The organism is Pseudomonas mandelii, from assembly GCF_024138395.1.
Taxonomy (GTDB): Bacteria; Pseudomonadota; Gammaproteobacteria; order Pseudomonadales; family Pseudomonadaceae; genus Aquipseudomonas; species Aquipseudomonas mandelii_E.
The window spans coordinates 710,440-731,891 of record NZ_JAMYDU010000001.1 but is presented as its reverse complement, the minus strand read 5'-3'; the positions used below and the strand labels follow the sequence as shown (position 1 = coordinate 731,891).

27 protein-coding genes and 1 tRNA gene are annotated in these 21,452 nt (G+C 56.8%); 20 read left to right on the top strand and 8 right to left on the bottom strand.

The features are described 5' to 3' along the window. Positions 1 to 260 precede the first annotated feature (260 nt). On the bottom strand, positions 261 to 1,544 hold the full coding sequence (locus NHU87_RS03370; protein WP_253545598.1) for an NAD(P)/FAD-dependent oxidoreductase: 1,284 nt from the start codon (positions 1,542 to 1,544) through the stop codon (positions 261 to 263). A gap of 183 nt (positions 1,545 to 1,727) precedes the next feature. On the opposite strand from NHU87_RS03370, the gene NHU87_RS03365 reads away from it, so the two are divergent. The 5 genes from NHU87_RS03365 (at position 1,728) to NHU87_RS03345 (ending at position 4,613) form a co-directional block, all read left to right on the top strand. Then, positions 1,728 to 1,804, top strand: a tRNA-Val gene (locus NHU87_RS03365). A gap of 500 nt (positions 1,805 to 2,304) precedes the next feature. Continuing rightward, on the top strand, positions 2,305 to 2,661 hold the full coding sequence (locus NHU87_RS03360; protein WP_253545596.1) for a hypothetical protein: 357 nt from the start codon (positions 2,305 to 2,307) through the stop codon (positions 2,659 to 2,661). 155 nt (positions 2,662 to 2,816) lie between these two features. Next, entirely contained in the window at positions 2,817 to 3,284 is a 468-nt protein-coding gene (locus tag NHU87_RS03355; RefSeq protein WP_253545594.1) for an anti-virulence regulator CigR family protein, read from the top strand. Between the two features lie 177 nt (positions 3,285 to 3,461). Then, a complete protein-coding gene (locus NHU87_RS03350) occupies positions 3,462 to 3,953 on the top strand; it encodes a hypothetical protein (RefSeq protein WP_253545593.1) in 492 nt (163 codons plus the stop codon). A 204-nt stretch (positions 3,954 to 4,157) separates the two neighbouring features. After that, positions 4,158 to 4,613, top strand: coding sequence for a DUF2214 family protein (locus NHU87_RS03345; protein ID WP_253545591.1), 456 nt, complete (start codon positions 4,158 to 4,160; stop codon positions 4,611 to 4,613). Between the two features lie 194 nt (positions 4,614 to 4,807). On the opposite strand, the gene csrA is transcribed toward NHU87_RS03345, so the two are convergent. Further along, complete coding sequence (gene csrA / locus NHU87_RS03340; RefSeq protein WP_007905913.1) at positions 4,808 to 5,002, bottom strand: carbon storage regulator CsrA; 195 nt, start codon at positions 5,000 to 5,002, stop codon at positions 4,808 to 4,810. A gap of 247 nt (positions 5,003 to 5,249) precedes the next feature. Between csrA and NHU87_RS03335 the strand changes: the two genes are divergently transcribed. Next, positions 5,250 to 5,615, top strand: coding sequence for an SPOR domain-containing protein (locus NHU87_RS03335; RefSeq protein WP_253545589.1), 366 nt, complete (start codon positions 5,250 to 5,252; stop codon positions 5,613 to 5,615). A gap of 72 nt (positions 5,616 to 5,687) precedes the next feature. On the opposite strand, the gene NHU87_RS03330 is transcribed toward NHU87_RS03335, so the two are convergent. From NHU87_RS03330 to NHU87_RS03320, 3 genes are all read right to left on the bottom strand, one after another. After that, complete coding sequence (locus NHU87_RS03330) at positions 5,688 to 6,377, bottom strand: endonuclease (RefSeq protein WP_253545587.1); 690 nt, start codon at positions 6,375 to 6,377, stop codon at positions 5,688 to 5,690. Between the two features lie 4 nt (positions 6,378 to 6,381). Continuing rightward, positions 6,382 to 6,672 (bottom strand): DUF1654 domain-containing protein, encoded by a 291-nt coding sequence (locus NHU87_RS03325; RefSeq protein ID WP_192343335.1) that lies wholly within the window; start codon positions 6,670 to 6,672, stop codon positions 6,382 to 6,384. Positions 6,673 to 6,834: 162 nt separating this feature from the next. Continuing rightward, positions 6,835 to 7,923 carry an asparaginase gene (locus NHU87_RS03320; protein ID WP_253545585.1) on the bottom strand — a complete coding sequence of 363 codons (1,089 nt, stop codon included), beginning with the start codon at positions 7,921 to 7,923 and terminating at the stop codon, positions 6,835 to 6,837. Between the two features lie 336 nt (positions 7,924 to 8,259). Here NHU87_RS03320 and NHU87_RS03315 point away from each other — a divergent pair, with 336 nt between their 5' ends. The 8 genes from NHU87_RS03315 (at position 8,260) to NHU87_RS03280 (ending at position 15,891) form a co-directional block, all read left to right on the top strand. Beyond that, on the top strand, positions 8,260 to 8,712 hold the full coding sequence (locus NHU87_RS03315) for a hypothetical protein (RefSeq protein ID WP_253545582.1): 453 nt from the start codon (positions 8,260 to 8,262) through the stop codon (positions 8,710 to 8,712). A gap of 179 nt (positions 8,713 to 8,891) precedes the next feature. After that, positions 8,892 to 9,848 (top strand): sugar ABC transporter substrate-binding protein, encoded by a 957-nt coding sequence (locus tag NHU87_RS03310; RefSeq protein WP_253545580.1) that lies wholly within the window; start codon positions 8,892 to 8,894, stop codon positions 9,846 to 9,848. Positions 9,849 to 9,904: 56 nt separating this feature from the next. After that, positions 9,905 to 11,458: a sugar ABC transporter ATP-binding protein gene (locus NHU87_RS03305; protein WP_253545578.1), complete on the top strand. Its 1,554-nt coding sequence runs from the start codon at positions 9,905 to 9,907 to the stop codon at positions 11,456 to 11,458. Further along, entirely contained in the window at positions 11,455 to 12,432 is a 978-nt protein-coding gene (locus NHU87_RS03300) for an ABC transporter permease (protein WP_253545576.1), read from the top strand. Before NHU87_RS03305 ends, NHU87_RS03300 begins: the two co-directional genes overlap by 4 nt. 3 nt (positions 12,433 to 12,435) lie before the next feature. After that, complete coding sequence (locus tag NHU87_RS03295; protein ID WP_253545574.1) at positions 12,436 to 13,455, top strand: LacI family DNA-binding transcriptional regulator; 1,020 nt, start codon at positions 12,436 to 12,438, stop codon at positions 13,453 to 13,455. Positions 13,456 to 13,511: 56 nt separating this feature from the next. Next, positions 13,512 to 14,429, top strand: a complete 918-nt coding sequence (rbsK, locus tag NHU87_RS03290; RefSeq protein WP_253545572.1) for a ribokinase — start codon at positions 13,512 to 13,514, stop codon at positions 14,427 to 14,429. Beyond that, positions 14,426 to 14,830 (top strand): D-ribose pyranase, encoded by a 405-nt coding sequence (gene rbsD / locus NHU87_RS03285; RefSeq protein ID WP_253545570.1) that lies wholly within the window; start codon positions 14,426 to 14,428, stop codon positions 14,828 to 14,830. Before rbsK ends, rbsD begins: the two co-directional genes overlap by 4 nt. 32 nt (positions 14,831 to 14,862) lie before the next feature. Next, entirely contained in the window at positions 14,863 to 15,891 is a 1,029-nt protein-coding gene (locus NHU87_RS03280) for a nucleoside hydrolase (protein ID WP_253545568.1), read from the top strand. A 38-nt stretch (positions 15,892 to 15,929) separates the two neighbouring features. Here NHU87_RS03280 and NHU87_RS03275 read toward each other — a convergent pair whose 3' ends face one another. Beyond that, positions 15,930 to 16,136 carry a hypothetical protein gene (locus tag NHU87_RS03275; protein ID WP_237881951.1) on the bottom strand — a complete coding sequence of 69 codons (207 nt, stop codon included), beginning with the start codon at positions 16,134 to 16,136 and terminating at the stop codon, positions 15,930 to 15,932. A gap of 131 nt (positions 16,137 to 16,267) precedes the next feature. On the opposite strand from NHU87_RS03275, the gene NHU87_RS03270 reads away from it, so the two are divergent. Together NHU87_RS03270 and NHU87_RS03265 are read left to right on the top strand one after the other, a co-directional pair. Beyond that, positions 16,268 to 16,573: a hypothetical protein gene (locus NHU87_RS03270; RefSeq protein WP_253545566.1), complete on the top strand. Its 306-nt coding sequence runs from the start codon at positions 16,268 to 16,270 to the stop codon at positions 16,571 to 16,573. 164 nt (positions 16,574 to 16,737) lie between these two features. Beyond that, on the top strand, positions 16,738 to 17,055 hold the full coding sequence (locus NHU87_RS03265) for an I78 family peptidase inhibitor (protein WP_253545564.1): 318 nt from the start codon (positions 16,738 to 16,740) through the stop codon (positions 17,053 to 17,055). 71 nt (positions 17,056 to 17,126) lie between these two features. Here NHU87_RS03265 and NHU87_RS03260 read toward each other — a convergent pair whose 3' ends face one another. Both NHU87_RS03260 and NHU87_RS03255 read right to left on the bottom strand, forming a co-directional pair. Next, positions 17,127 to 17,339, bottom strand: a complete 213-nt coding sequence (locus NHU87_RS03260) for a cold-shock protein (RefSeq protein WP_003179963.1) — start codon at positions 17,337 to 17,339, stop codon at positions 17,127 to 17,129. 289 nt (positions 17,340 to 17,628) lie between these two features. Next, positions 17,629 to 17,931, bottom strand: coding sequence for a hypothetical protein (locus NHU87_RS03255; RefSeq protein ID WP_253545562.1), 303 nt, complete (start codon positions 17,929 to 17,931; stop codon positions 17,629 to 17,631). Positions 17,932 to 18,305: 374 nt separating this feature from the next. Here NHU87_RS03255 and thrS point away from each other — a divergent pair, with 374 nt between their 5' ends. From thrS to rplT, 4 genes are read left to right on the top strand one after another with little or no spacing between them, the layout of a single operon-like run. After that, a complete protein-coding gene (gene thrS / locus NHU87_RS03250) occupies positions 18,306 to 20,228 on the top strand; it encodes a threonine--tRNA ligase (protein ID WP_123498780.1) in 1,923 nt (640 codons plus the stop codon). Then, positions 20,228 to 20,779, top strand: a complete 552-nt coding sequence (gene infC, locus NHU87_RS03245) for a translation initiation factor IF-3 (RefSeq protein WP_172435341.1) — start codon at positions 20,228 to 20,230, stop codon at positions 20,777 to 20,779. The genes thrS and infC overlap by 1 nt, the downstream gene beginning before the upstream one ends. Before the next feature lie 60 nt (positions 20,780 to 20,839). Continuing rightward, a complete protein-coding gene (gene rpmI, locus NHU87_RS03240; protein ID WP_008145659.1) occupies positions 20,840 to 21,034 on the top strand; it encodes a 50S ribosomal protein L35 in 195 nt (64 codons plus the stop codon). A gap of 27 nt (positions 21,035 to 21,061) precedes the next feature. Continuing rightward, complete coding sequence (gene rplT, locus NHU87_RS03235; protein ID WP_007905879.1) at positions 21,062 to 21,418, top strand: 50S ribosomal protein L20; 357 nt, start codon at positions 21,062 to 21,064, stop codon at positions 21,416 to 21,418. The last annotated feature ends 34 nt before the right edge of the window (positions 21,419 to 21,452 follow it).

Sequence of the window (21,452 nt, the reverse complement as noted above, 5' to 3'; positions counted from 1 at the left end):
GCGGTAGTTCAGTCGGTTAGAATACCGGCCTGTCACGCCGGGGGTCGCGGGTTCGAGTCCCGTCCGCTGCGCCATATCTGCCTCAAGGCCCACTGAACGCCTTGGAGCTACGAAGCAAGCCGCTGGTAAAGCCAGTGTCTGTTTCGAGTCGATAGCAAAGACCCTGGTCGAAAGACCGGGGTTTTTTGTGTCTGCGCCAGGCATGGCGCACATGTAAAAAAGGGGGCAACTTTTCAGTTGCCCCTTTTTGCGTCTGTTGGTCAGAACCCTAGTTTGTCCCGCAATCCGTAATACCAGGCGCCCAACGCAGCGAATGGTGTACGCAGCAATTGTCCGCCGGGGAATGGGTAGTGGGGCAGGTCGGCAAAGGCGTCGAAGCGCTCGGCCTGGCCGCGCAATGCTTCGGCTAGCACTTTGCCTGCCACATGTGTATACGTCACGCCATGGCCGCTGCAACCCTGGGAATAGTAGATGTTGTCGCCCAGGCGTCCGACTTGGGGAAGTCGCGACAGGGTCAGCAGGAAATTACCGGTCCAGGCGTAATCGATTTTCACATCCTTGAGCTGCGGGAAGGCCTTGAGCATCTTCGGTCGAATGATCGCCTCGATGTTCGCCGGATCTCGCGCGCCATAGACCACGCCGCCGCCGAAAATCAGGCGTTTGTCCGCGCTCAGGCGGTAGTAGTCGAGCAGGTAGTTGCAGTCTTCGACGCAGTAGTCCTGCGGTAGCAGCCGCTTGGCCAATTCATTGCCCAAGGGTTCGGTGGCGATCACTTGAGTCCCGCAGGGCATCGACTTGGCGGCCAGCTCCGGCACCAGGTTGCCGATGTAAGCATTACCGGCGACGATGATGAATTTGGCCCTGACCTTGCCCTGAGGCGTATGCACCACGGGATTGGCGCCGCGCTCGATGCGCACCGCTGGCGACTGCTCGTAAACAGTGCCGCCCAGCGACTCCACGGCGGCTGCTTCGCCCAAGACAAGATTGAGCGGATGAATATGCCCGCCGCTCATGTCGAGCATCCCGCCGATGTATTGATCGCAAGCCACCACTTCACGGATGCGTCGCTGATCCAATAGCTCAAGTTGCGTGTGACCAAAGCGCTCCCACAGGCGTTTCTGGGACTCCAAATGGTCCATCTGCTTCGCGGTAATGGCGGCGAATACACCGCCATCCTTCAGATCGCACTGAATGTTGTATTTGGCCACTCGCTCACGAATGATCCGTCCACCCTCAAACGCCATTTGCCCCAGCAGCTGGGCTTGCTTGGGGCCGACACTGCGCTCGATCACATCGATATCACGGCTGTAGCTGTTAACGATCTGGCCACCGTTGCGGCCCGAGGCGCCAAAACCCACTTTGGCCGCTTCCAGGACCGTTACCCGAAAACCGTTCTCCAGCAGAAACAGGGCAGAGGACAGGCCGGTATAGCCGGCGCCGATGACACAGACATCAGTCTCTACGTCATCTCGCAAAGCCGGGCGCGGCGGCGCCACATTAGCCGATGCGGCGTAATAGGACTCTGGGTAGGGAGTGTTCGCCATCCTGCAGCCTCTGTTTAATATATTTTACGAGTGCATCGATCCTACCCGAGTTAAAAAACGACCGCCAGCCAGCGGAAAATGTTCTTTGCAGCCGGGAAATTAAATATTTTGCATATTCATAGGGTTAGGTGAAAAAAAGGTGTTGACACCCCTCCGGAATTCCGTAGAATGCCGCCTCACAGCAGGCACGTAGCTCAGTTGGTTAGAGCACCACCTTGACATGGTGGGGGTCGTTGGTTCGAGTCCAATCGCGCCTACCAAACAAAATCCGCTCTGCTGGGCGGTCTAGAAGGGCTCACCGAAAGGTGGGCCCTTTTTTGTTGTCTGCGATTTGCAAAACCCCACTCGGCGCCTACCTCAACGTACTCGTCTTGTCGCCGTGCCCTTCCTGGTAATGCTTCGTCATCTTTTAGGCCACATGCCCCCTCAGCGCCTGAATGTATTCCTGCTCAAAACCCTGCTGTTCGTACAGCCATGCCCCAATGCGCGGATCTTGCTCTCGCAGAGAGGGTCGGGCCGTTATCGCCAGGCTGAAGTGACGCAGGTTGTTAGCGGAGGTTAACGAAACGTATGATCGGTGCAGGCACTCACTATTCTGGTGCCTGGATTCACATATCGAGAAGGAAATGAGCATGGAAAAGCACTTCGGTAATTCAGGGCTATTCAAGACTGCTTCGTATCACCGCAACGGATCGCCAGCCAGCGACATTGCTGGTTGGGAGCTGAAAAATCTTGCTCTGAATACGAAGGAATTTTTGATATGTCCAAAGAACTACTCGGAGTTTCTGCTCTAGGATTGATGGTGGTAGGTGAGTTTTTCGCGATCTACAGTGAGGTAGTAACTGCCAGGCTTGCCCAAACAGGTAGTAGTTCATGGGAAGAGTTCATGCTTCCCGTCGTGCTGATGAGCGTTGCAGGTTTTTGCCTGCTAGGAGCCTATTGGCTGGGCTATGTTGTTGTAGGTGATATCTGGGTTGTTACGGTGATTTCAATTACGTCGCTATTGCTCCTTGAGCCGATAGTGGTTTGGTACTTGTTTCATGAGGCACCGGGACGTGGCGCGCTCATCGGGTTTTGCCTGGGTGCTTTAGGCATGCTCTCAACCGTAGTGCTGTAGTTGTTTCATCTGGCCCAGCTATCAATTGACTGGGCCAGTTCTGCTCTCCGTTCGTTCGGCTTTCCCCGTCTGGCTCTGTCGCCATCTCAGTTTCTGAACTAACACACCCATAATCGTCTACATTGCAGGGGGCATCCCTTTCTGAGAGAACGGATATGTTTAGATCTCGCTCGTTGATTGCCGCTATGACGTGTCTTGCCTTGGCGTCCGGTTCAATGGCTGCATTGGCCGACCCGGGAAACGGGAAGGGCCAGGGAAGCGGCAAGGGAAACCCACAAAACAGCCAAGGCCATGGCAATGCCAGCCAAGGTAACAAAGGCAAAGGTTCAGGGGGTGACGATTGGAGTCACGGCCCGAGCATCAATCAAGGAAGTGTTCTTGGCATCGTGGGTGGTTATCGCGACTACTGGAGCCCCGGGCCCGCCTTGCCGCCCGGCATTCAAAAAAACCTCGCTCGCGGAAAACCGCTACCTCCGGGGATCGCCAAGAAACTCGATGGTCGATTGCTCGGCAGGCTTCCGCACTACGATGGCTACGAGTGGCGCCAGGCTGGCACTGATTTGATATTGGTGGCGATCGCTACCGGGATCATCTACGAGGTTCTCAATGGCGCATTCGATTGATATGAAAGCGACAAATTCCAATCGCACCCTCGCCGCATAACGACCTGCAAAATCACGGGAAGCAATGTGCATTTTCGATAATTGCACATTGCCTGCCCGCTGGTCGTCAGCCTTTGAACTGTATGGCACCGAAACAGTCAATTACTCCGTGCGATATCAACCTCACGGAAGCCCCCCATGTTATTAAAAAACAAGAGTTTTGCAGCTGTCATGTCATGCGTGATGATGCTTGCGGCCGCCCCATTATTGCCCGTTGACCTGTCCATCATGACTTCCGCCTACGCGAAGGATGGTGGTGGCGGCGGTGGCGGGGGCGGTGGTGGTAACGGCGGCGGCAATGGTGGTGGTAACGGTGGTGGCAATGGCGGCGGTAACGGTGGTGGCCACGGTGGGTCCGGCCATTCCGGCGGTGTCAGCAATGGCCACGGCAATGGCTTGAGCAGTGATCACGCAGGCAAAGCTGTCCGCGATCGTGGTGTCAGTGGCAATCACTACGGTAGTGATCGTAATGGTGTTAGCGGCCATGGTTCAGTGACTTCGGGCATCGCGAAATCCCGGGATACACGAGGAGTGACGAAAGCCTCTGCCATTTCGGCCTCTACGCCTGGTGATCACAATGCGAAAGGATTAAGCAAGGCTCGCACTTCGACTTCAAAAAGAACGGATTAAGTCCAACGTTCTCAAAAGCCGGGTATCCATCAGGAGCCCGGCTTTTTTGCGCCCGCTATTTGCCAATTGAGTCTGACGTTGAAACAACCGGCGTATCAGTCGCCCTGATGTGCGGGTAATCAGCGAAGCCACGTGCATGGGCAAATCCCCTCCGATGAACTACTACTGTAGGGCTGTTTCAACTTCGTCTGTAGGAGTATGTCGATGCTGGCTCACTGGTTTCTGGCGACGATTCACCTCTTGGCCTTTGCGTTGGCCTTTTGGGCGGTACTGACCCGCGGTAAGGCTTTACGTCGTCTGATTGCCGGGGTGGGAGAGGCGCGCAGCGTTTTGCTTGCGGATAATCTGTGGGGGATTTCTGCAGTCATTCTCTTGGTAACGGGTGGGATGCGAGCTTTTGGTGGGTACGAAAAAGGCACTGATTACTATCTTCACCAACCGCTGTTTCATCTCAAAATGACGCTCTTCGTTCTCATCCTGCTGCTTGAAATTGCGCCGATGGTGGCGCTGATCAAATGGCGGATTGCGCTGGGGCGTGGGGCGGCTATCGATACCGGGCGCGCAACGCTGTTTGCCCGTATCAGTCATATCGAAGCGCTGCTGTTGGTGCTGATGGTCGTGGCTGCCGCGGGCATGGCGCGTGGGGTAACGTTTGGTTAGCCGGGAAGGAGGGCGCTCTTTCTCGCAGCAAATCCGAAACGTCTGACAGTCAGGTATGAGGCGAGGACGGTAGTATCGGCTCCACGTTGCGAATGCATAGCAACGAGAGACTGGGCGGAGAGCGATGCGGTGCTTGAATCTTTAGCCAGCCGTTATTCGAGACAGAATAGGCTGGCTACTGACTACAGCAGGATTCAGGGGGTTTGCGGCTTGTCTGGGGCGGTCAGGCCAGCCTGAATTCGTTGATAAATTTCTTCGCGATGCACCGCAACGTCTTTCGGGGCGTTGATGCCAATTCTGACTTGCTGGCCGCTAACGCCCAGAATGGTGATCGTTATGTTGTCACCGATGTTTATGCTTTCACCGACTTTGCGGGTGAGTATCAGCATGGTTTTCTCCTTGATTGCTTGTGGGGCACCTGATTCGGACAGTGCAGAGGTCGGTATAGGTATAGATTAGTGCGAAGTCTCGCGGTTGGGTGCCTCTTTCTGACGCGCAGATGCTGCATTAATTCCCAAGGCGTAACTATACAGAGGCCGCAACCATCATTCTCGTTGTTTTGCGCCCATTTTGCGGCGCTCGAGAAGGATCCATGAGTGTTAAAATCGCCGCTTTCAGCATTCAGAGGGAAGCGTTGTGCGCAAAATGGCCTTGGTAATCGCAGTATTGACGTTGATCGGGTGCGATGAGGGTAAGGGGGTTGACACTCAAAAGCCGCAACCGGCAGTCGCTTCCGCACCCGCAGCGACAACCGGCCCGCAGTGGGACGTCGAGGTGCGCGGCGAAACTCCCCAGGCGGTCAGCGACCTGAGCGGCTGGTTGATTGAGCATAGCTTTGTTTCCAGCGTCATCAGGGAGAATGGAAAGGTTCGTATCCTGATAGGGCCATTCAATTCGAAAACCGAGGCAGAAGCCAAACAAGCTGAAGTGACGGCAGCGCTCACTCGGGCGAAAAAAAGGAACATCGAGTCGCTGGTCGTTGAACACCCGACGGCTCAGTAACCAAAAGCGCCGGTTAGAAACGAACAAAGGCCTGGGTGTGATGCCCCAGGCCTTTGTGTTTTCAGCAGCCGGTCAGCCGCAGGTTTTCATGTCTACCGGGCCGACAAACTCGTTGCCGCGCCCCATCACGCACGCCACGCTCTTGTTGCGCTGACGTTCCCAGGCTTGTACTGGATAGGTCTTGTTCCAGGCTTCATACAGTTGCCGATCCTGTTTTGACAGGCGCAAGCCGTACTGCTTGCTCATGTAGAAATACGTGCGGGCGATCATGCCGCGAATGGAAGGGCGGGGCATGACCTTCTTCGCCTTGAAATCGACCTGGGTCAGGCACGAACCGTATTGACCGGTTTGCACCGGCAACCAGCCGAAGCTGAAGTTACTGCGATCGCCATTCACCTCGCCGATGCTTGGAACCAGATTGTGCAGATCGGCCTCGGCTTTTTGATAGACCGGATCATACCGCGTGCAGTTCTTGCGACCACCTTGCTGCCAGCACTCGCGCTGATGGCCGATCTGCCACGCCGGGACAATGTGCTCCCACTCGATGCGTGAGGCGCGTTTGGCATTTTTACGCGGCACATAACCGCAGGCAGCGAGATCGATACGGTTGCCAGTGTATTTGCAGCCGCAATAAAACTCGGTGGATTGCGGAGCGTACAACTTCCACGCGACTTTCTTGGCTTCGTTGAAGGTGCGTGGGGCGCCAGCCTGGGCGCCGAGGGTGATGAACAGAAGCAGTAAAGCAAACCAGCGGACACTCATTGACTCAATCTTCCTTCGGCACAACCCAGAAAATCTGCACACCGCCATCGTCGCGATGGGCAAGGGTGACGTTATCGTTCTCGTCGATTTCTTCGAGCAAGCGTTCCCACTCATCCACGGGTTCATCCGGAAGACGAAAGATCAGTGCGGCTTTGGCTTTCTGGGCGGTGGGGGAATTGATGATTTTCTGAACGCGCATACCCAGGCGTTCGTAGGTGTCAGGAGAGACAGAGGTAGTGGCCACGGAATTATCCTTATTAAGCTGTACGGGCATACAGTATTTAACTGTAAGCATTTTCGCAACTGCTTAAAATTCAAGAAAATCCTCTGACAGTAGTTTTTTCCGTTTGGTGTAGGACGGTGGGAAATTTTTTATCGGAAAAGTCGTGAACCACTCACTAAGGCTGGCGAGTGGTGACAACGGTGCCCGACCCGGAACAGGTCGGGCGAGGGCGAATCAGTATTCCCAGAACATCCGTTGCAGCTCTTTGCTGTCGTTGGTCTTGGTCAATGCGACCATGGCCAGGATGCGGGCTTTTTGCGGGTTCAGGTCATGCGCCACAACCCAGTCGTACTTGTCGTCAGGCTGTTCGGCGTTACGGAGTACGAAACCGCCAGCATTGACGTGGGAAGAACGAATGATATGTACGCCGTCCTTGCGCAGGGTTTGCAGGGCGGGAACTACGCGAGACGAGACCGAGCCATTGCCGGTGCCGGCGTGGATGATGGCTTTGGCGCCCGATTGAGCCAGGGCTTTGTAGGCAGTGTCGCTGACGTTGCCATAGGAATAGGCGATTTCGACGTCAGGCAGGCTCTTGATGGTTTTGATGTCGAATTCTGAATCCATGGTGTGGCGCTTGGCCGGCAAGCGGAACCAGTAGGATTTGCCTTCGACCACCATGCCCAATGGACCCCAGGCACTTTTGAACGCCTCGGTCTTGATGTTGATCATTTTGCTGACGTCGCGACCCGACTGAATTTCATCGTTCATGGTCACCAGCACGCCTTTTCCGCGGGCGTCTTTGCTGCTGGCCACGGCGACCGCGTTGTACAGGTTCAGCATGCCGTCGGCTGACATGGCGGTGCCGGGGCGCATGGAGCCAACGACGATGATTGGCTTGTCGGTTTTTTCCACCAGGTTGAGGAAGTAAGCGGTTTCTTCCAGGGTGTCGGTGCCGTGGGTGATGACAATGCCATCGACGTCATCGCTGTCGGCCAGCTCAGCCACCCGACGGCCCAGTTGCAGCAGGTTGTCGTTGGTGATGCTTTCGGAGGCGATCTGCATAACCTGTTCGCCGCGAACGTTGGCCAATTGACTCAGTTCCGGAACCCCTGCGATCAATTGTTCGATGCCGACTTTCGCCGCTTGATAGGTGGCGCTGTTGGCGGCGCTGGCGCCCGCACCTGCAATGGTGCCGCCGGTGGCTAGGATCACCACATTCGCCAGTTTTTGTTGGGTTTCGACTTCTTTTGCCTGGAGGGCGGTCGGAAGGAGAAGCAGGAGGGCCAAAGCGCCCGGAATAAAAGTGTTGAAGGCAGATTTCATTATTGTTTTCTCTCGTAGTGAAACGGTGCGGATGCAGGTTCATCTAGACACGGCCCCAAGCAGATCTGAACGCCGGAGGTGTAGAAGAAGAGCAGGATCTGTACCAGTCACACGTTGGAGAAGGTGATCTTTTAACTTGATGATTTTTATAACTATTATTCTACAGGTCGGTGAAATCTTCGCACTTGTGCGTCCGGGTTTCCGAACATGTATAGCTTTTACGTTCGGCTCTCCGACCTCCATTAAGAAAGTCACCTTGCGAAATCGCAAATCAGTGCTAAAGAAACCCCTGTGCAGGTCGATGTTCCTTTAAAGGGATCTTTTCCAGGAGTTCACATGTCGTTTACTGTCGGTTTTCCAAATGCAAGTGCCATCACTATCGCGGGCAAGTCCCCGGCGACCATCAACGCCTTGAGTGAAGCGACGTCCGACGCCTCGGCCCAAGCGCTGGGTGAAGAGGCGGGTAGTGACAACCAGGTCAGAACCGGTGGTGGTGCGCAAACTCAGGGCGAAAGCAAATCCGAAAAAAGCAGCAATCAAAGTATTGCGGTGCAGGTACTGCTCAAGCGCATGCAGGAGCTTCAGCAGCAACTGCGCGAACAGCAACAGCAACTGGCGGCCGCTCAGGCAGCGAATTATCCGACCCCGGAAGCCAAAGCCACCGCTGTGATGTCGATTCAGGGGCAAATCGCCGATACCAGTGGTGCGCTGGCGCAAGTGACGGGCAATCTGGTGAAAGAGCTGGCCAAGGGTTCCAGCAGTGGCAATCTGGTCAGCACCACAGCGTGAGGCAAATGGGTTGGCTTTTGCCAATCAAGACACAAAACCGGTCATTGACAAAGCTCGACAGGGTTCGCATAGTTCGGTCTACGCAAACGTTTGCGCGGTCGCCCTTGATGGCTTGATCCCGTAAGGGCAGGGTCTAGCGCAAGCGTTGCTCAGAATAATCATAAGATCGGAGTGAACCCATGAAGCTGCCATTCGCTGGACGTCTTCTCGCTGTCGCAATGCTGGCTGCCGCATCCGCCGCGTTGCCCGTCTCTTCGGCTTTCGCCGAAACCCCTGAAAAACCTAAAGTCGCACTGGTCATGAAATCCCTGGCCAACGAATTCTTCCTGACCATGGAAGACGGCGCCAAGGCCTACCAGAAAGACCACTCCGGCGACTTTGAGCTGATCTCCAACGGCATCAAGGACGAAACGGACACGGCCGGCCAGACGCGCATCGTCGAGCAAATGATTTTGTCCAAGGTCAACGCATTGGTTATCGCTCCGGCAGACTCCAAGGCCATGGTTCCTGTCATCAAGAAAGCAGTCGATGCCGGCATCACCGTGATCAACATCGATAACCAGCTGGACCCGGCCGTGGTCAAAAGCAAAAATATCACCGTTCCATTCGTAGGCCCGGACAACCGCAAAGGCGCGCGTCTGGTGGGTGAGTACCTGGCCAAACAGCTGAAGGCTGGTGATGAAGTCGGCATCATTGAAGGCGTTTCCACCACCACCAATGCCCAGCAGCGCACGGCGGGCTTCAAGGATGCGATGGAGGCGGCGCAGATCAAAGTCGTGTCCCTGCAGTCCGGCGATTGGGAAATCGACAAGGGTGGCAAGGTTGCCTCGTCGATGCTCAGCGAGTACCCGAACATCAAAGCCCTGTTGGCCGGCAACGACAGCATGGCCGTCGGCGCGGTATCTGCCGTGCGCGCGGCGGGCAAGGCCGGCAAGGTGCAAGTGGTCGGTTACGACAACATCAATGCCATCAAGCCAATGCTCAAGGATGGCCGCGTCCTGGCCACCGCCGACCAGTTTGCTGCCCGGCAAGCGGTGTTCGGCATCGAGACGGCGCTGAACATCATCAACGGCAAGAAAGTCGATAGCGGTGTCAACGGCGTCATCGAAACTCCGGTAGAGCTGGTTACCAAGTAGTCCTTCTGGCGACACAACGGTGCTCGCCTCTTGGGGCGAGCACATGGAGAGTTTTTATGTCAGTTTGCGCCCCGAACGCTGTCCTCTCGGTCAGCGGTCTCGGTAAGACTTATGCCCAACCCGTCCTCACCGGCATCGACCTGACGCTGATGCGCGGCGAAGTGCTGGCGCTGACCGGCGAGAATGGCGCCGGTAAAAGTACGCTGTCGAAAATCATTGGCGGACTGGTCACGCCGACCACCGGCCAGATGCAATTCCAGGGGCGGGATTACCGCCCCGGCAGCCGGAGCCAGGCCGAAGAGCTGGGCATCCGCATGGTCATGCAAGAACTCAATCTGTTGCCGACATTGTCGGTGGCGGAAAATCTGTTTCTCGACAATCTGCCTAGCCACGGTGGCTGGATCAGCCGCAAGCAATTGCGCAAGGCGGCGATCGAGGCCATGGCCCAAGTCGGCTTGGATGCCATCGATCCAGATACTTTGGTCGGCGAACTCGGGATCGGCCATCAGCAGATGGTCGAGATCGCTCGCAACCTGATAGGCGATTGCCACGTGCTGATCCTCGACGAGCCGACAGCCATGCTGACGGCCCGTGAGGTCGAAATGCTGTTCGAGCAGATCACCCGCCTGCAGGCTCGCGGCGTGTCGATCATCTACATTTCCCACCGCCTCGAAGAACTGGCCAGGGTGGCCCAGCGCATTGCGGTATTGCGCGACGGCAACCTGGTCTGTGTCGAGCCGATGGCCAATTACAACAGCGAGCAACTGGTCACCCTGATGGTCGGCCGTGAATTGGGCGAGCACATCGATATGGGCCCGCGCAAGATTGGCGCGCCGGCCTTGACGGTCAAGGGACTGACCCGTTCCGATAAGGTTCGCGACGTGTCCTTTGAAGTGCGCGCCGGCGAGATTTTCGGAATTTCCGGTTTGATCGGGGCAGGACGCACCGAGTTGTTGCGCCTGATCTTCGGCGCCGATACAGCCGACAGCGGCACCGTCGCGCTGGGGGCGTTGGCTCAGGTGGTGAGTATTCGTTCGCCGGCCGACGCGGTCGGTCACGGCATCGCCCTGATCACCGAAGACCGCAAAGGTGAAGGCCTGCTGCTGACGCAATCAATCAGCGCCAACATTGCCTTGGGCAATATGCCGGTGATTTCCAGCGGAGGCTTCGTCAATAACGGTGACGAGATGTCTCTGGCCCAACGTCAGATCAACGCCATGCGCATTCGCAGTTCCAGCCCTACGCAATTGGTCTCGGAACTGTCCGGGGGCAATCAGCAGAAAGTCGTAATCGGCCGCTGGCTCGAGCGCGACTGCACGGTGATGCTGTTCGACGAGCCAACCCGTGGCATCGACGTCGGCGCCAAGTTCGATATCTACGCATTACTCGGTGAATTGACCCGTCAGGGCAAGGCGCTGGTAGTGGTGTCCAGCGACCTGCGCGAACTGATGCTGATCTGCGACCGCATCGGTGTGCTGTCGGCAGGGCGTCTGATCGACACCTTCGATCGTGACAGCTGGACCCAGGATGATTTGCTTGCCGCTGCTTTCGCCGGCTACCAAAAACGTGATGCGTTGCTCAATGAAGCAGCGCCTAGGGATCTTCCATGAATACTGCATCTTTGGCCGGCAAACGTAGTGGCAATTTTTACGGCCTCGGTACTTATCTGGGCCTGGCCGGTGCCTTGCTGGCGATGGTCGCGCTGTTCTCGATCCTGAGCAGCCATTTTCTGTCTTACGACACCTTCAGCACCCTGGCCAACCAGATTCCCGATTTGATGGTATTGGCGGTCGGCATGACCTTCGTATTGATCATCGGCGGAATCGACTTGTCGGTGGGTTCGGTGCTGGCGCTCGCGGCCTCGGCGGTCAGCGTGGCAATTCTCGGTTGGGGCTGGAGCGTCTTGCCCGCGGCCTTGCTCGGCATGGCGGTAGCGGCATTGGCCGGGACAATCACCGGTTCAATCACCGTGGCGTGGCGAATTCCGTCGTTCATCGTGTCCCTCGGCGTGCTGGAAATGGCGCGAGGCCTGGCGTATCAGATGACCGGTTCGCGCACCGCCTACATCGGTGATGCCTTCGCCTGGCTGTCCAACCCGATCGCATTCGGCATCTCGCCGTCATTCATCATTGCCTTGCTGATTATCTTCGTCGCCCAGGCCGTGCTGACGCGTACGGTGTTCGGTCGTTACCTGATCGGCATCGGCACCAACGAAGAAGCAGTGCGTCTGGCGGGGATCAATCCGAAGCCCTACAAGATCCTGGTGTTCAGTCTGATGGGGCTGCTGGCCGGTATCGCTGCGTTGTTTCAGATTTCGCGCCTGGAAGCGGCGGACCCGAACGCTGGTTCCGGTCTGGAGTTGCAAGTGATTGCCGCAGTCGTGATCGGCGGCACCAGCCTGATGGGCGGGCGCGGTTCGGTCATCAGTACGTTCTTCGGCGTCCTGATCATCTCCGTACTGGCGGCCGGTCTGGCGCAGATCGGCGCGACCGAACCCACCAAACGCATCATCACCGGTGCGGTGATCGTGGTGGCGGTGGTGCTAGATACTTATCGCAGTCAGCGCGCAAGCCGGCGGACCTGAGTCATGGCAACAATCAAAGATGTAGCGGCACTCGCGGGCATTTCCTACACCACGGTTTCCCACGTGGTGAACAAGACGCGGCCGGTCAGTGAGGAAGTGCGGGTCAAGGTCGAGGCAGCGATCAAAAGTCTCGACTACGTGCCCAGTGCCGTCGCCCGGTCGTTGAAAGCGAAAACCACCGCGACCATCGGCCTGCTGGTGCCCAACAGCCTCAACCCGTACTTCGCCGAGTTGGCCCGTGGCATCGAGGATTACTGCGAGCGCAACGGCTATTGCGTCATCCTCTGCAACTCCGACGACAATCCGGACAAGCAACGCAGCTACCTTCGCGTGTTGCTGGAAAAACGCATTGACGGTTTGATCGTGGCCTCGGCCGGGGGTGACAGCGGCCTGGCCGAAGGTCTGGCGGGTGTGCGCACACCGATGGTGATCGTCGACCGTGGGCTCGAAGGTCTCGATGCCGATATGGTGCGCATCGATCATGAATACGGTGCCTATCTGGCGACCCGACACCTGCTGGAGCTGGGGCATCGGGACATCGCCACGATTGGCGGGCCGGCGAGTACCAGCGTGGCGCAGATGCGTCTGGCCGGTTATTGCCGCGCCTTGAAAGAGGCGGGCGTCGAAGTGCCGCGCGAGCGCATGCTGGAAAGCGACTTCACCAGCACTGGCGGTTACAACGCCGCCGCGATCCTGTTGGAAAAGAATCCACCCAGCGCGATCTTCGCTGGTAACGACATGATTGGCATCGGTGTGTTGCGCGCCGCTGCCGAGCGCAATATTCGGGTGCCCACCGAGCTGTCGGTGATTGGCTTCGACGATATCCAGATGAGCCGTTACGTCTATCCGGCGCTGACCACCGTGGGCCAGTCGATCCTGCAGCTTGGCGAGATGGCGGCCGAAGTGCTGTTGCGCAGAATTGCCACGCCCGAGCTGGCGACCGATCAGCGCATCGTGACGCCCAGTATTGTCCTGCGAGAATCGACTGCGCCGCTGGCCAGCGCGTTCGCTGAGTACCGCTGAACAAAAAGCATCGCTGAAACCAAAAGCACCGCAGAAACAGAATTGACGAGTGATGTATGCCAGCAAAAGTAGTGGTAATAGGCAGCCTGAACATGGACCTGGTAACCCGGGCGCCACGGCTGCCCCGTGGTGGTGAAACGCTGATCGGCGAATCGTTTGCCACGGTTTCCGGCGGCAAGGGCGCGAACCAGGCGGTGGCTGCGGCGCGGCTGGGGGCGCAGGTGTCGATGGTCGGTTGTGTCGGCAGCGACGCCTATGGCGAAGCGCTGCGCGGGGCGTTGTTGGCCGAGCAAATCGATTGCCAGGCGGTCAGTACTGTTGAGGACTCCAGTGGCGTGGCGTTGATCGTGGTCGATGACAACAGTCAGAACGCGATCGTGATTGTTGCCGGCGCCAACGGTGCGCTGACGCCCGAAGTGGTCGATCGTTTCGACGCGGTGTTACAAGCGGCGGATGTCATTATCTGTCAGCTGGAAGTACCGGATGCCACGGTCGGCCATGCGCTGAAGCGCGGTCGTGAGTTGGGTAAAACCGTGATTCTCAATCCGGCGCCGGCCAGTCGCCCGCTGCCGGCGGATTGGTATGCGGCCATCGATTACCTCATACCCAACGAAAGCGAAGCCTCGGCCTTGAGCGGTTTGCCGGTGGATTCCCTGAGCACCGCCGAAACCGCCGCCATCCGCTTGATCGCCATGGGCGCCGGCAAAGTGATCATCACCCTCGGCGCTCAGGGATCGCTATTGGCCAATGGCACGCGGCTTGAGCATTTCCCTGCACCGAAAGTGAAGGCGGTCGACACCACCGCGGCCGGCGACACGTTCGTCGGTGGTTTCGCCGCCGCGCTGGCGGCCGGCAAAAGCGAGGCTGAAGCGATCCGTTTCGGCCAGGTCGCCGCAGCGCTGTCAGTCACTCGGGCTGGCGCGCAACCTTCGATCCCCACCTTGTCCGACGTACAGGCCTTTAAAGCACCATGAAAAAGACTCCTTTGCTCAACGTCGCGCTGTCGCGGCTGATCGCCTCACTGGGCCATGGCGACACGGTCGTGATCGGCGATGCCGGCCTGCCGGTTCCGCCCGGCGTCGAATTGATCGACCTGGCCTTGACCCACGGGATTCCGGATTTCGTCAGTACCTTGAAGGTCGTGCTCAGCGAAATGCAGGTCGAAAGCCATGTGCTGGCTCATGAGATTCTGGACAAGAAACCGTCGGCCTTGAGTACGCTGGATGATCTGAAAGCCGAAGGTGCGCTGGGCCGGCGTGAACTGCTCAGTCATGACCAATTCAAAGTACTCAGCCGACAAGCACGGGCGATTATTCGTACAGGAGAATGTCAGCCGTACTGCAACATTATCTTGGTGGCTGGCGTAACGTTTTAACTTCCGTTGTTCCCACGCACAAGGAGTGCGCTATGCACCGCTATGCTCAGAAACTGCACCACCTGCTTCGGAGTCTGCTGCTTTTGTCCCTGATTACCGCAACAAGCGCCCAAGCGGCGGAAAAGATCGACTTGATCATCGACACCGATCCGGGTGCCGATGACGTGGTCGCCTTGCTGTTTGCCCTGGCATCGCCGGAAGAGCTGAACGTTCGTGCGCTGACCACCGTTGCGGGCAACGTGCGCCTGGACAAGACCTCGCGTAATGCGCGTCTGGCCCGCGAGTGGGCAGGGCGCGAAGAGGTGCCTGTTTACGCGGGCGCACCGAAACCGATGATGCGCACGCCGATCTATGCCGAGAACATCCACGGCAAGGAAGGCTTGTCGGGCGTCACCGTGCACGAACCGAAGAAAGGTCTGGCCGAAGGCAATGCGGTCAACTATCTGATCGATACCCTGAAGACCGCTAAACCCCACAGCATCACCATCGCCATGCTCGGCCCGCAAACCAACCTGGCGCTGGCGCTGATCCAGGAGCCTGAAATCGTTCAGGGCATCAAGGAAGTGGTGATCATGGGGGGCACGCACTTCAACGGTGGCAACATCACCCCAGTGGCCGAATTCAACCTGTTCGCCGACCCTCAGGCTGCGGAAGTGGTGCTGAAAAGTGGCGTCAAGCTGACCTACCTGCCGCTGGACGTGACCCACAAGATCCTGACCAGTGAAGCGCGCCTGAAGCAGATCGCCGCCCTGAACAACCATGCCAGCAAGCTGGTGGGCGATATTCTCAACGAGTACGTCAAAGGCGACATGGAGCACTACGGCATGTCGGGTGGCCCGGTGCATGACGCCACGGTTATTGCTTACCTGCTCAAGCCAGAGCTGTTTACAGGCCGCTCGGTCAACGTCGTGGTTGATAGCCGCGAAGGGCCGACCTTCGGCCAGACCATTGTCGACTGGTATGATGGCCTGAAGGCACCGAAAAATGCCTTCTGGGTTGAAAGCGGCGACGCTCAGGGCTTCTTCGATCTGCTGACCCAGCGTCTGGCTCGTTTGAAGTAAGTCATAGGCCCGCAGGTACCAGCCTGCGGGTTTTTGCGTTATTCGGTTTCTGTTGCGCCCATATAGTCGACGGGGTACTTCTCGAGAACCTGCTTGATGAATGTCTGTGCGGCTTGTGTTCCCAGTTCCTTGACCAGTAAATCGATACCAATGATTGCCAACTCTTCCGGGCTACCCGGGCTGTAAGAGCTATGGCCCTGTGGCCACTTGGCTTTGATGTCGGCGTCGATGCTTACGGTGGTCATGATGGCGCTCGTGAAGTCGGAAAGGCTGAGTGTCGAGTTAACCATTTTGCGGGACGTTTGGCACTCCGACTTAGGCATGAGGGGAGGGCTATGCGACACTTGGTCTTTGATGAATTTTCAAGGACCGTGCTGTGCAGATCGATTTGAACACTCCTGGCGGCTTGACCCTCGACGCGGTGCGTCAGCTACTGGCCTCTGCCAGTGATGATGAGCACACCCAGTTGCGGGTCACCAAGGGCGGCATCGCCTACATTTCGTCGGGTATTGTGGGCGGTACGGACATCGACGGATTGCTGTTTCGCCTGGAGACGTGGGCCAAGGGTTCCGGTTATGTCGGATTGGTCGCGGCCAGCGACGAGGTCTGGGTGATGCAGATCTTCAATGCGCTCAAGCAAAATTGGCCAAAGCCGCCTTACGACTACATCGATGTCTATTGAGCGCTGTTCATATTCAGTCACGATTGAAGGATGAACGGCGTGCCGATGCTCAGGCACACTCGCCGCTATCCCGGATCGAGGGCGAGGCGAAAGCCCGCCTTGAAACCAAACGCCGAAATGGCGGTCGCACGATCTCAGCTTAACTATTGAAAAAAGGAGGCTTCATGCCTTGGAAGCTCGCGTCATTGGGTACTTTGTTGGCCGCCACCCTGCTGGCCGGTTGCAGCAGTACGTCCACCGAGTCGGCAAAGAACCCTGTGGCGACCGACACCGGCCACAGCCGTTGTGAAGCAAAGGCTGCCGAATTCACCATCGGCAAAAAGGCTTCGCCCCAATTGCTCGAGCAGGCACGTACCCGTGCAGGCGCGCAGAATGCCCGGTTCCTCAAGCCTGACGATATGGTGACCCTGGAATATCGCTCCGATCGCCTGAACCTGAACACCGACAACAATCTGGTGGTCACCCGCGTCAACTGCGGCTGATTGCTTCAGGCTTTTGTTACGCCCATAAAAAACCCCGTCACATGGACGGGGTTTTTTTAGTGCGCCAGAAATTACTCTGGGCGGACTTGTGCAGCTTGCATACCCTTTTGGCCTTTCTCAGCCACGAAGGAAACGGTCTGGCCTTCTTTCAGGCTTTTGAAACCGTCGCTTTCGATAGCTTTGAAGTGTACGAACAGGTCGTCACCGCCACCTTGAGGAGTGATGAAGCCGAAGCCTTTTTCATCGTTGAACCATTTAACGGTGCCGGTTTGGCGATTAGACATGGTGTATCTCCAAGAAACATATATTTTCAGTGTACTGTGCTGCTCAGGCCAACTGGGCACACCGGACTATCATAGTCGAAATGTTCGCTTTGGGAGCCCCCTGGGTGTGCTGTTTGCCCTACAGTCACGTTTGCTTTGTTGCTCCGTGTGGCTGAAAGCCCCGGTTTAAAAGGCTTTCAGCCGAAAGTAAAGACAATAAAAAAAGCTGAAAAACCTGAAAAATTTGTACGAAAAAGCTAGATTTCATCACTTTTTATCGGCAGTGAGCCGGGTTAAAAGGACTTTTTTCTCACTTTTTCGCCGGTGCATTGGCCTTGCATTTAGCTATCTGACCCAGGGCTTTCTGTTGCAGTTCCGGGCTGGCCTTGTTATCCATCAGGGCCTGAATGTCGCTGGCCGGGTACGATTTGATCGCGTCGGCACCGCAAGCACAGTGAGACTTCGCAGCCGCAGCGCCGATCTGCGGAGTGGCCGCTTGAGTGCACTGAGCCATGTATTTCTCGCGCTCGCCCTTTGGCCAATCGGCATGGGCAGCCAGCGGCAGCAACAGGACGACGGGTGCGACGATGGCGAATAAACGATTCAGACGCATGCTGAGATGCTCCTTTTGGGTCAATGTCTTGTTATCTGAGGGGTAAAGCGGGGTTCAAGTTCAGCACTCTGGCATAAAAATGCGTGATTTGCCCCAGCAGAAAACCTTGCCACCGCGATGACCGTTCATCTGTGCTAGCATGCCTCGCTCGGGCGTTTGCAGGCTCCGGACGACCTTCAGTCCCGGCAGCGGCAGATGCTCGAATAACCCTGATTTGAATCCCAGTCACTCTGGTTCGGTTTTCCGGTTGGCCGCAAGGCTCCTGCCGCTGTAAGGCAGGCGTTCGTTATTGAATGGCCTGGATCGGATCTTGTACTGGCTCATCCCAACCCACGTGACCTTTGGTAGGGGTCACCACTAGGAGAGGAGGCGCCATGCCAACTATTACTCTTCCCGACGGCAGTCAACGTTCATTCGATCATCCGGTTTCCGTAGCCGAGGTCGCCGCATCCATTGGTGCAGGTCTGGCCAAGGCCACCGTGGCCGGCAAGGTCGATGGCAAGCTGGTCGACGCCAGCGACATCATCGACAGCGATTCCTCGCTGCAAATCATTACGCCAAAGGATGAAGAGGGGCTGGAGATCATTCGCCACTCTTGCGCCCACCTGGTTGGCCACGCGGTCAAGCAGCTGTACCCGACGGCCAAGATGGTCATCGGTCCGGTCATCGACGAAGGCTTCTATTACGACATCGCCTTCGAGCGTCCTTTCACTCCGGACGACCTGGCCGCTATCGAACAGCGCATGCAACAGCTGATCGAGAAAGATTACGACGTGATCAAGAAAGTCACTCCGCGCGCCGAAGTGATCGAAGTGTTCAAGGCCCGCGGCGAAGACTACAAGCTGCGCCTGGTCGAAGACATGCCGAACGAGCAGGCCATGGGGCTGTACTATCACGAAGAATACGTCGACATGTGCCGCGGTCCGCACGTGCCGAACACGCGCTTCCTGAAATCCTTCAAGCTGACCAAGCTGTCCGGCGCCTACTGGCGTGGCGATGCCAAGAACGAGCAATTGCAGCGCGTTTACGGCACCGCATGGGCGGACAAGAAGCAACTGGCGGCTTATATCCAGCGCATCGAAGAAGCCGAGAAGCGTGATCACCGCAAGATCGGCAAGCGTCTGGGCCTGTTCCACACCCAGGAAGAGTCGCCGGGTATGGTGTTCTGGCACCCTAACGGCTGGACTCTGTACCAGGTACTCGAGCAGTACATGCGCAAGGTTCAGCGCGACAACGGCTATCTGGAGATCAAAACTCCACAAGTCGTTGACCGCAGCCTGTGGGAGAAATCCGGGCACTGGGCCAACTACGCCGACAACATGTTCACCACTCAGTCGGAAAACCGCGACTACGCTATCAAGCCGATGAACTGCCCGTGCCACGTGCAGGTGTTCAATCAGGGCCTGAAAAGCTACCGCGAGCTGCCGATGCGTCTGGCCGAGTTCGGTGCCTGCCACCGTAACGAGCCGTCGGGTGCGCTGCACGGCATCATGCGCGTGCGCGCCTTCACTCAGGACGATGCTCACATCTTCTGTACTGAAGAGCAGATGCAGGCCGAATCCGCTGCGTTCATCAAGCTGACCATGGACGTTTATGCCGACTTCGGCTTCAAAGACGTCGAGATGAAGCTGTCCACTCGTCCGGAAAAACGCGTCGGTTCCGACGAACTGTGGGATCGCGCCGAAGCTGCACTGGCTGCAGCCCTTGATAGTGCTGGCCTGCCGTATGATCTGCAGCCAGGCGAGGGTGCGTTCTACGGTCCGAAGATCGAATTCTCGCTGAAAGATTGCCTCGGCCGTGTCTGGCAATGTGGTACCCTTCAGCTCGATTTTAACCTGCCTGTCCGTCTGGGAGCCGAATACGTCTCCGAAGACAACAGTCGCAAGCACCCGGTTATGTTGCACCGGGCGATCCTGGGTTCGTTCGAACGTTTCGTCGGAATCCTGATCGAGCACTACGAGGGTGCATTCCCCGCGTGGCTGGCTCCGACCCAGGCAGTGATCATGAATATCACTGATAAACAGGCCGATTTTGCCGCTGAGGTTGAAAAAACCCTCAATGAAAGCGGATTTCGTGCCAAGTCTGACTTGAGAAATGAAAAGATCGGCTTTAAAATCCGCGAGCATACTTTGCTCAAGGTTCCCTATCTCTTGGTTATCGGAGATCGGGAAGTCGAGATGCAGACTGTCGCTGTGCGTACTCGTGAAGGTGCTGACCTGGGCTCGATGCCCGTCGCCCAGTTCGCTGAGTTTCTCGCGCAAGCGGTTTCCCGGCGTGGTCGCCCAGATTCGGAGTAATTATTATTAAGCGTGAAATGAGACAAGATAAACGAGCTGCACCGAAAGCCCCGATCAACGAGAATATCTCGGCACGCGAGGTTCGGTTAATTGGAGCTGAAGGTGAACAGCTTGGGATTGTGTCAATTGAAGACGCGCTTCTTAAGGCTGAAGAGGCCAAACTGGATTTGGTGGAAATTTCCGCCGATGCAGTACCCCCTGTTTGCAAACTGATGGACTACGGCAAATCGATCTTCGAGAAGAAGAAGCAGATTGCCGCGGCCAAGAAAAACCAGAAGCAGATTCAGGTTAAAGAAATCAAGTTTCGTCCAGGGACGGAGGAAGGGGATTACCAGGTAAAACTGCGCAACCTGGTACGTTTCCTGAGTGATGGGGACAGGGCCAAGGTATCCTTGCGATTCCGCGGCCGTGAGATGGCCCACCAGGAGCTGGGGATGGAACTCCTCAAGCGAGTTGAAGGTGACTTGCTCGAGTACGGTTCGGTCGAACAGCATCCTAAGATGGAAGGACGCCAGCTGATCATGGTCATCGCCCCGAAAAAGAAGAAGTAATCAATAGGGCACGGCAGGCCTTCTGATTATGTTTATCAACTGAATGCGGAGTATCCGAACATGCCAAAAATGAAAACTAAAAGTGGTGCTGCTAAGCGGTTTCTGAAAACTGCTAACGGTATCAAGCACAAGCACGCTTTCAAGAGCCACATCCTGACTAAAATGTCGACCAAGCGTAAGCGTCAACTGCGCGGTAGCAGCTTGCTGGCACCGTGTGACGTGGCAAAAGTCGAGCGCATGCTGCGCCTTCGTTAATTTAGTCAAGAATAGAGGAAGTAACTCATGGCTCGTGTAAAGCGTGGCGTCATTGCCCGTAAACGTCACAAAAAAATTCTGAAACTTGCTAAAGGCTACTACGGCGCTCGCTCGCGCGTATTCCGTGTTGCCAAGCAAGCGGTAATCAAGGCAGGCCAATACGCCTACCGTGACCGTCGTCAGAAAAAACGTCAGTTCCGCGCTCTGTGGATCGCTCGTATCAACGCTGGTGCACGTATCAACGGTCTGTCCTACAGCCGTTTCATCGCCGGCCTGAAAAAAGCGTCCATCGAGATCGACCGTAAGGTTCTGGCTGATCTGGCAGTGAACGAAAAAGCGGCGTTTGCTGCGATTGTCGAGAAAGCTAAAGCCACCTTGGCTTAAGTACCCCCGACAGTCACCCGGCCTCACCTTTGTG

Excerpts from the sequence above, each read along its gene's own strand:
- rpmI (WP_008145659.1), top strand. The coding sequence starts at position 20,840 with ATGCCAAAAATGAAAACTAAAAGTGGTGCTGCTAAGCGGTTTCTGAAA.
- NHU87_RS03320 (WP_253545585.1), bottom strand. The coding sequence starts at position 7,923 with ATGAAATCTGCCTTCAACACTTTTATTCCGGGCGCTTTGGCCCTCCTG.
- rplT (WP_007905879.1), top strand. The coding sequence starts at position 21,062 with ATGGCTCGTGTAAAGCGTGGCGTCATTGCCCGTAAACGTCACAAAAAA.
- NHU87_RS03355 (WP_253545594.1), top strand. The coding sequence starts at position 2,817 with ATGTTTAGATCTCGCTCGTTGATTGCCGCTATGACGTGTCTTGCCTTG.
- NHU87_RS03360 (WP_253545596.1), top strand. The coding sequence starts at position 2,305 with ATGTCCAAAGAACTACTCGGAGTTTCTGCTCTAGGATTGATGGTGGTA.
- NHU87_RS03310 (WP_253545580.1), top strand. The coding sequence starts at position 8,892 with ATGAAGCTGCCATTCGCTGGACGTCTTCTCGCTGTCGCAATGCTGGCT.
- NHU87_RS03255 (WP_253545562.1), bottom strand. The coding sequence starts at position 17,931 with ATGCGTCTGAATCGTTTATTCGCCATCGTCGCACCCGTCGTCCTGTTG.
- NHU87_RS03305 (WP_253545578.1), top strand. The coding sequence starts at position 9,905 with ATGTCAGTTTGCGCCCCGAACGCTGTCCTCTCGGTCAGCGGTCTCGGT.
- rbsK (WP_253545572.1), top strand. The coding sequence starts at position 13,512 with ATGCCAGCAAAAGTAGTGGTAATAGGCAGCCTGAACATGGACCTGGTA.
- NHU87_RS03300 (WP_253545576.1), top strand. The coding sequence starts at position 11,455 with ATGAATACTGCATCTTTGGCCGGCAAACGTAGTGGCAATTTTTACGGC.
- NHU87_RS03295 (WP_253545574.1), top strand. The coding sequence starts at position 12,436 with ATGGCAACAATCAAAGATGTAGCGGCACTCGCGGGCATTTCCTACACC.
- NHU87_RS03370 (WP_253545598.1), bottom strand. The coding sequence starts at position 1,544 with ATGGCGAACACTCCCTACCCAGAGTCCTATTACGCCGCATCGGCTAAT.
- NHU87_RS03330 (WP_253545587.1), bottom strand. The coding sequence starts at position 6,377 with ATGAGTGTCCGCTGGTTTGCTTTACTGCTTCTGTTCATCACCCTCGGC.
- rbsD (WP_253545570.1), top strand. The coding sequence starts at position 14,426 with ATGAAAAAGACTCCTTTGCTCAACGTCGCGCTGTCGCGGCTGATCGCC.
- NHU87_RS03275 (WP_237881951.1), bottom strand. The coding sequence starts at position 16,136 with ATGACCACCGTAAGCATCGACGCCGACATCAAAGCCAAGTGGCCACAG.
- NHU87_RS03260 (WP_003179963.1), bottom strand. The coding sequence starts at position 17,339 with ATGTCTAATCGCCAAACCGGCACCGTTAAATGGTTCAACGATGAAAAA.
- NHU87_RS03345 (WP_253545591.1), top strand. The coding sequence starts at position 4,158 with ATGCTGGCTCACTGGTTTCTGGCGACGATTCACCTCTTGGCCTTTGCG.
- NHU87_RS03280 (WP_253545568.1), top strand. The coding sequence starts at position 14,863 with ATGCACCGCTATGCTCAGAAACTGCACCACCTGCTTCGGAGTCTGCTG.
- NHU87_RS03350 (WP_253545593.1), top strand. The coding sequence starts at position 3,462 with ATGTTATTAAAAAACAAGAGTTTTGCAGCTGTCATGTCATGCGTGATG.
- NHU87_RS03325 (WP_192343335.1), bottom strand. The coding sequence starts at position 6,672 with ATGCTTACAGTTAAATACTGTATGCCCGTACAGCTTAATAAGGATAAT.
- NHU87_RS03315 (WP_253545582.1), top strand. The coding sequence starts at position 8,260 with ATGTCGTTTACTGTCGGTTTTCCAAATGCAAGTGCCATCACTATCGCG.
- csrA (WP_007905913.1), bottom strand. The coding sequence starts at position 5,002 with ATGCTGATACTCACCCGCAAAGTCGGTGAAAGCATAAACATCGGTGAC.
- NHU87_RS03265 (WP_253545564.1), top strand. The coding sequence starts at position 16,738 with ATGCCTTGGAAGCTCGCGTCATTGGGTACTTTGTTGGCCGCCACCCTG.
- thrS (WP_123498780.1), top strand. The coding sequence starts at position 18,306 with ATGCCAACTATTACTCTTCCCGACGGCAGTCAACGTTCATTCGATCAT.